At 71.5% G+C, this 7,866-nt stretch carries 4 protein-coding genes; 3 read left to right on the top strand and 1 reads right to left on the bottom strand.

The features are described from left to right. The 3 genes from SACSA_RS23525 to SACSA_RS0117245 form a co-directional block, all read left to right on the top strand. Window positions 1–398, top strand: a 398-nt coding sequence (locus SACSA_RS23525) for a TetR-like C-terminal domain-containing protein (RefSeq protein ID WP_019818991.1), incomplete at its 5' end; no start/stop codon positions are given. A gap of 157 nt (window positions 399–555) precedes the next feature. Then, window positions 556–3,354, top strand: a complete 2,799-nt coding sequence (locus SACSA_RS0117250) for a sensor domain-containing protein (RefSeq protein WP_019818990.1) — start codon at window positions 556–558, stop codon at window positions 3,352–3,354. A gap of 126 nt (window positions 3,355–3,480) precedes the next feature. Continuing rightward, entirely contained in the window at window positions 3,481–4,881 is a 1,401-nt protein-coding gene (locus SACSA_RS0117245) for an ATP-binding protein (protein WP_019818989.1), read from the top strand. Between the two features lie 96 nt (window positions 4,882–4,977). Here the strand turns inward: SACSA_RS0117245 and SACSA_RS23520 are convergent. Beyond that, on the bottom strand, window positions 4,978–7,866 hold a 2,889-nt coding region (locus SACSA_RS23520; protein WP_019818988.1), incomplete at its 5' end, for a glycosyl hydrolase.

The raw sequence follows: 7,866 nt of genomic DNA, 5'->3' as shown, positions 1-7,866 counted from the left end.
CCCGCGCGCACCCGCACGAGTACGCCCTGATCTACGGCTCACCGATCCCGGGCTACCGCGCGCCCCGGGACACGGTCACCCCGGCGAGCCGCGCCCCGCTCGCGCTCCTCGGCGTGCTCGCCGACGCCCACAAGGACGGCGGTGTGGACGCGGCCGACGACGGACCGGAGTTGCCTGCCGAACTCCGCGCGCAGCTCGCGGACCTGAGCACGCGCCTCGGCGTGGACCTGCCCGAGGCGGTACTCGACCGGTGCCTGGTGGCCTGGACCCAGCTCTCCGGGATGCTCGGCTTCGAGCTCACCGGTCAGTTCGTCGGCAGCGTCGACCCGGCGGACGCGTTCTTCGCTCACACGGTCGAGCGAATGGCCCGTTTCGTCGGCCTCGCCCGGAACGGGTAATCCCGCGCACGGACGCGCGAACCCGTCGTTGACCGCCTACTCTGGGGGCGGTCGGTCGGGGGGTATGGCTGTGCCCGGGCGGCGCGTACGGGACGATTCGTCCTTTTCGCCCGGTGGTGAGGCCATGACGCGTTCGGGCCCGGAGAATGAGCGGCGGATGGACTTCGACATGGAGGCGCACACCCGGGACCAGTTGTCCCACTGGTTCGGACCCGAGCGGGACGAGCTGGCCGATCTCGCGCTGACCGCCAGTGCGGCGGGGACGTGGGCCCTCGACCTGCGCACGGGAGAGGCGACGTGGAACGCCGAGCTGCCGGGCGTTCTGGGGATGTGCGGACGGAGCACGGAGGAGGTCCGGTCCCGGCTGCGTGACCTGGTCGACCCACTGGTGATCGCGGCCGAGAAGGCTCCGGCGTGGGAGGTGTTCGACCTCGAACAGAGCCACACACCTCTGGACGGCCGCACCCGGTGGACCCGGTTTCTCGCGCGTGCCCACACAGCCGCCGGGAACGGCGCCGGTGCGGAGGACACGGGGCCGGTCGAGCGGCTGGTGGGCATCGCCACCGACATCACCGACCGGCGTGAGACCGAGGACGAACTCGGCGACCTGGCCGACCGGTACCGGTTGCTCGTGGAGTTCAGTCCGAACGGAATCTGCGTCCACGTCGACGGCACGCTGGTCTATCTCAACCCCGCCGCGGCCGACCTGGTCGGCGCGGACTCGCCCGACGCGCTGCTGGGCCGGGACGTCACCGAATTCGTCGCCCCGGACGCGGTCCCGGAAATGCTGCGCAGGCTCGACACGCTCGACCGCCCCGGCTCGGCCGCCGAGCCGACCCGCGTCGCGCTGCGGCGCGTGGACGGCGACACGCTCGTGATCGAGACGGTGGCGGTGCGCACCACATGGCAGGGGCGTCCCGCATTCCAGGTGATCATGCGCGACGTCACGGTGGAACGCGCCGCGCAGGCGGCGCTGCGCTACCAGGCCGCTCTCGTCGCGCACGTCAGCGACGCCATCATCGCCACGGACTCCGACGGGGTGGTGCGGAGCTGGAACCCGGCGGCCGAGGCGGTGTACGGGCACAGCGCGGACGCCGCCGTGGGCAAACCGGTGGCGGAGCTGGTCGGTACGTCGCTGGACCTGTCCGGCATCGTGGCCGACGGGGGCGTCACCGAGAGCGAGCACCGCCGGTGTGACGGCACTGCCGTGCTGGTGCGGGTCTCGGCCTCCGAAATGGAGGACGGCTACGTGCTGGTGTGCGCCGACGAGACCGCGCGCAGGCAGGCGGAGCTGCGCTACCGCACGGTCGTCACCGCCCTGGACGAGGGCGTCGTGGTGGTGGACCCCTCGGGACTGGTCGAGACCGCCAACCCGGCCGCGGGCCGCGTCCTCGGACTTCCCGTGCACGCCATGATCGGGTGCTCGCCCAGCCTGTTCCCGCTCCACGACGAGGCCGGTGTCCGCATTCCCGCGAGCGAGTACCCGTCCGCCTACACCCGGCGGACCGGACGGCCCACCGACGCGCGGGTCCTGCGCGCGCGCAGACCGGACGGCCGCTGGGTGTGGCTGTCGCTGAGCTGCCGCGCCCTCGATGCCTCCGCACCCGCGCCGCACTCCGTGGTCATCTCGTTCACCGACATCACCGAGCGCAGGGCGATCGGCCAACGGCTCGCGCACGACGCGACGCACGACCCGCTGACCGGGCTGGCCAACCGGGCGCTGATCCTGCGCAGGCTCTCCTCGGCCCTGCGCAGGCCCCAGCCCGGCCGCATGGCGTGCGTGCTGTTCATCGACCTCGACAAGTTCAAGGTCATCAACGACTCGCTCGGCCACGGCATCGGGGACAAGGTGCTGCGCATCGTCGGGCAACGGCTCCAGCACCGCGTGCGGCAGCGCGACCTGGTGGGCCGGCTCGGTGGCGACGAGTTCGCCATCGTCACGTTCGGGATCGAGCACACGGGCCAGATCCGCGCGCGGATCGACCATCTGCGGGAAGCACTGCTCGAACCGATCAGCGTCGAGGGCCGTCGGCTGCGGGTGGACGCCAGCATCGGTGTCGTCACCGCCGACGCCGACGACCAGCGCAGTGCCGAAGACCTCCTGCGCGACGCGGACGTGGCGATGTATCAGGCCAAGACGCGCGGGCGGGGCCGCTTCGAGTTCTTCGACGTCGAGCTGCGCGAACGGGTGCAGCGGCAGCTCCGGCTGGAGCAGGACCTGCGGGACTCGGTGCGCGAGGGGCAGCTCTGGGTCGCCTACCAGCCGATCGTGGACCTGCGCACCTACCGCCGCGTGGCGGTGGAGGGGTTGCTGCGCTGGCAGCACCCCGCGCACGGGCTCATCTCCCCCGGCGAGTTCATCCCGCTCGCCGAGGAGAGCGACCTGATCAACCTGATCGGCGGGCACATGCTGCGCACGGCGACGAGGGAGCTGGCGCTGCGGCGCTGGCGCGACGGCACACCCACGCGCCTGACCGTGAACCTCTCGGCCCGCCAGCTCGACGACGAGTCGCTGGTCGCCGACGTCGACCGGGTTCTGCGCGACACCGGTCTGCCGCCCGGCGAACTGTGCCTCGAGATCACCGAGAGCGCGCTGATGCGCGAGCCTGCCGCCGCCGCCGAGGTCCTCACCGCGTTGCGCGGGCTCGGCGTCCGGCTCGCGATCGACGACTTCGGCACCGGCTACTCGTCGCTGGCCCAGCTGTGGAAACTCCCACTCGACACGCTCAAGATCGACCGGTCGTTCGTGGCGGGTCTCGGCGGGCCCGGCGAGACCGACGCCGAGGCGATCATCAAGGGCATCGTGACGATGGCGCACTCGATGGGACTCGTCGTGGTCGCCGAGGGAGCCGAGACCGACCGCCAGGTGGCCGTGCTGCGCGAGCTGGGCTGTGACCAGGCCCAGGGCTACCACTTCGGGAAACCGGCCCCGCCGGAGGAGACCTTCGGCGCGTGACTCCCACGTGTCCGAACGCACGGCTCCGGGCACGCTACACCCCTGCGTTGGTCGAGATATGTGCTTGCACAGGATTAGCCTGCACAGGCTAATCCTGTGCGGGCTAATCCTGCGTAGGATAGTCCCGTGGAGTTCTTGAACCGACAGGACGAGATATCCCTACTTGAACGGCGCCTGACTGGGGACGATGCCGAACTCCTGGTCGTGTACGGACGGCGCAGGGTCGGCAAGACAGAACTGCTGACGCACGTCGCGCGGGACACCCGGGCACTGTTCGTCGAGGCGACGGACACACTCAAGCAAGAGCAACTCCTCGACCTCAGTACCGAGCTGGCCCGCGTGTCCGGCGACACGCTCCTGGAGAGCCAGCCACTGACGAGCTGGGAAGCGGCGCTGGCCGCGATCGCGCGGTTCGTCGGCGAACGCCGCACCCTCGTCGTCCTGGACGAGTTCCAACTACTGGCGCGGCAGGCGCCGGAACTGGAGAGCCTGCTGAGCAGGTGGTGGCGGACCACGGGCCGCCACCTCCCGCTCGTTCTCGTCCTCGCGGGCAGCGAGATCTCGTTCTTCGAAGACGAGGTACTGGCCGGACGCCTCTACGGCAGAAGGACCGGACAACTCAAAGTGGAGCCGTTCCTCGCCAAGGACGCCGCTCTGTTCCATCCACGCTACACCGCGGAGGACCGCGTCCGCGCTTACTCGGTCTGCGGTGGAATTCCGTACTACCTGGCCCGCTTCACTGACGAACGCCCTCTCGCCGAACGGTTGCTGACCGAGGTTTTCGAACGCAGTGGCCTGCTGCACGAGGAGGCCGAGCTGATGCTGCGACAGTCGATCGCCGACCCGACAAACCACACCGCCGTGCTCCGCGCGATCGCGCACGGTCACAACCGCAACAGCACGATCTGCGCGCGGACGGGCCTGGAGCCCACGCACCTGACCAAAATCCTCGGCACGCTGGAGCGACTGGGCCTCGTGGAACGGCAACGTCCGGCAACCTCCTCGCCGCGGGCGAAGAAGATCACTTACCGCATCCGGGACCACTTCCTGCGCTTCCACTACCGATTCGTCGAACCCGCCCGGCCACAGCTGCGTACGAACTCCCTTGCCGCGGCCTACGTCAACGACACCGTGCTGCCCCAGCTCGACCACCATGCCTCGCTGGTGTGGGAGGACATCTGCCGGGAACATGTGCTGCTCACGACACCTGGGGTGAGCACAGTGGGGCGCTGGTGGGGGCAGGTGCCCACCGGGCAAGACCGCAGGACGGCGGAACAGGAAATCGACATCGTCGGCGTGGACGCGGACACACGTGTCCATGTGGTCGGGATGTGCAGGTGGACCGCGACGACGGTCGACTTCGACGAGCTGAATCTGCTCGACCGCCTCACCCCGTTCGTCGACGGCCGCGTCGACCGACCACGACGGGTGCTCTGCTCCCGGGCAGGCTTCACCGCCCGCCTACGCCGTTACGCCGACGACGACCCCATGCTGACCCTGCTCACGCCGGACGACATCTACGCCTGAACGGCCACACCCGAGCACACGATATCTACGATTCAAAGTCCGAGTACGACTGACGACGCGGTGCCGCGACGACACCGCGCGGGAGTACGGCCGGGGTCAGGGACGCACCGGCACCTCGCCGTACGGGACGAGCCGGACGGGGCCGAGCAGGCCGCAGTCCTGCCGGGCGGCGCCGCCGTAGACGTCCGGCCGGGTGACACGGAGCCGGTTGATCAACGTCCCCGCCACCTCCACCTCGATCGTGTTGGGTCCCTCGCGCAGCAGCCCGCCCAGGTCGACGACCGGGTGGAACAGGTTCACCGGCGGTGCCTGCGCACCGTTGACCCACACCCGGGCGGTGTCGGTCACCGCGCCGAGATCGAGGTAGGCACCGTGCCCGCCGGTCCACGCCGCGGGCAGGTCCACGGTCGCGCGGTAGTGACCGATCCCCGAGGCGTCCTCCAGCCCCGGCAGCCGCGACCAGGGCACCAGTTCGGTCAGCGTGTGGTCGTGCCGCACCGTCTCGGTTTCGGTCGCCGACGCGCCGGGACGCCAGTCGGACATCCGCAGCGTCCAGGACGAGACCGTCCGCTCGGCAGGGACGTCGTCCAGCCGCACACGCCGGGTGCGCCCGGTCGACAGCCGCACCGCGTACGTGCCCGGCCGGGTGTGCCGCGCCCACAGCCTTCCGCGTTCGCGACGAAGCTCGACCGCCTCACCGTCCACCACGTGCACGCCCGGCCCGGGCGTCCCCGGCACCAGCGTCGGTGGGCCCACCGTCACCACGGTGGACTCGCCCGGGCGCAGGGTCACCCGCACCGAGACACTGCCGTCGTCGGTGGTGTAGCGGGCGAGGGGGCGCACCGTGCCCGTCCACGTGTCCAGTGTGTACGGCACCGCTGACCGCTGCTGCCTCGGCAGCCGCACGTCGTGATCGACCGTTTCGTCGTCGGAGCCGTTGACGAAGTAGTGGTGCTCGACCTCGCCGTCGGCCCGACGCGCGTGCAGCAGCGGGGACGGCTCGGAGTAACGCACGTCGGGCCGCGATCCGAGTGCGGCGATTCCGTCCGGAATCCCCTCCCGGTCGGCCACCCGGTGCACGCCCGGCTCGGCCAGTAGCTGTGCGAACACCCGCGCCAGTTCCTCGTTCTCCCCCGGCCGCGGCAGGCCGGGCACCGTCGGGGAGTCCCACCGCCCGACCACGAGCATCCGCAGGCCGGCGCGGGCCAGCTCCAGCAGCCTCCGCGCCGCCTGAAGCGGCATCGTCTCCGCCCGCCCCGAGAACGCGTCGCCCTCGAAGACCAGGAGTGTGAACCCGGGCCCGTCCGGCGCGAGCCTGCCGTCGCGCACCGTGGCGCTCGGCAGGTCCAGCAGCCGAGGGCTGAGGAACTCGTGCGTCCAGCCCTCGCGCACGCCGGTACCGGTGAACCAGGCCGCGCCGAAGCCGGACCCGGCGTAGCCCTTCTGCCGCAGGAACGCGACGTCGCACCGGGCGGTGCCCGCCCGCAGCACGAACTGGGTGCGGGCGAGGTGCCCGGCCACGTCGGCCACGTGCCGCCAGGTCGGCTGGCGCGGTCCCCAGGACTCGCTGTAGCCGACACCACCGTCGTACGGCGTGAACGCGGCGAAGCCCGGCCACTGCGCCCCGGGAGCGTCGGCGTAGGAGAAGCCGTGCAGCACGGCCTGGTTCACCCCGGCCGAGTACTCCCGCCCGAGGGTGCCCGCCGCCTGCCGCCAGGTGACGCTGTACGAGCCGCCGTAGACGGCGGCGGCCTCGCTCGACAGGATCGTCCCGCCACCCATGTCGCGGCCACCGGCCAGGGAGCGGAAGTCGTCGAGGTTGTTGAAGCCCAGCGTCTCACCCTCGGCGATGTCCACGGCGGCGGCCTTGGCCACGGCGTCGGTCTGGAGCCCGTAGGGCTGAATGCGCAGGCGCATACCCAGCCCGTGCAGCCAGTCCTGCAACGGGCGCAGGTGGTTGTCGAGATAGAGCTGGCTGAGCACGTCGTTGACGTCGTCGCGCACACGGCCCGCGTCGACCCCGGCGAAGTCGAACACCGGGTCCTCGTCGTGCCGCACGATCACCGGAAGGTACGGCGACAGCGAGTAACCCGTCCTGCGCTCGAACGCGGCGGGCAGCTCGGGTGTCCACAGTGTCGCGTCGGTCTCCATTTCGAGGGAGTCCTCGAACATCGCCCCGCCCGACTCGCGCAGCAGCCGCCGCACGTCCGGCGTGAGGATGTGCCGTTCCCAGAAGCCGGTCACGGCGTCGGTGCCCGCGCGGCCGAAGTGATCGACCACGAAGGACACCGGCTCGGTGTGCGGGCCCCGCTCGGGGCGCTGGCCCGAGCCACGCAGCCAGTACGCGATCAGCAGCCAGGTTCCGCCGTCCGGCGCCGTCCACGCGAGGGTCTCCCCGCGCACACGATCGGTGACATCGACGACCGAGTCGGCCTCCAGCCTCGGGCGCGCGGCGTCCGGGGAGCTGTCGTCGGCCACCCGTGCGGCCTGCACCGCGAACAGCTCCCGCCGCCGCACACCCTCGGCGGGCGCGACGACGGGCTCCGGAACCGGCCCGGAGTAGCGCCGCCCACCCGCGACGGTGACCACACCGTGCGCGAGCTCCTTGACGGCGGCATCGTCGTCCGGCGTGATCGACGGCACGGCGGCGGGCCAGGACGGCCCGATGGTGACGTCGACGGTGACGCCGCGCCGGTTGCCCGCCTCCAGCGCCGCCCGCAGGGCGTCCACCCAGGCGGGAGTGCCCCACCCGGTGCCCGCCGGGTCGAGTGCCTCCTCGACGCTGTGGTGCACGTCGGCGATCTCCACACCGCCGAAGCCCGCGTCGGCGATCACGTCGATCTCGCGGCGAATCTCGGCGGGGTCGACCATGCCGTGCGGCCACCACCAGCGAAACCGCGCCTGCGTGTCGCGGGGCGGACCGGCGAACGCCCGGGCGAACCCCTGGGGCGCTCCGGGTCCGGACGCTCCGGGCGTGGCGGAGGC

Origin of the sequence: Saccharomonospora saliphila YIM 90502 (assembly GCF_000383795.1) — a bacterium.
Taxonomy (GTDB): domain Bacteria; phylum Actinomycetota; class Actinomycetes; order Mycobacteriales; family Pseudonocardiaceae; genus Saccharomonospora; species Saccharomonospora saliphila.
The sequence above is the reverse complement of the archived record's forward strand: the minus strand, read 5'-3'. Positions and strand labels throughout refer to the sequence as shown.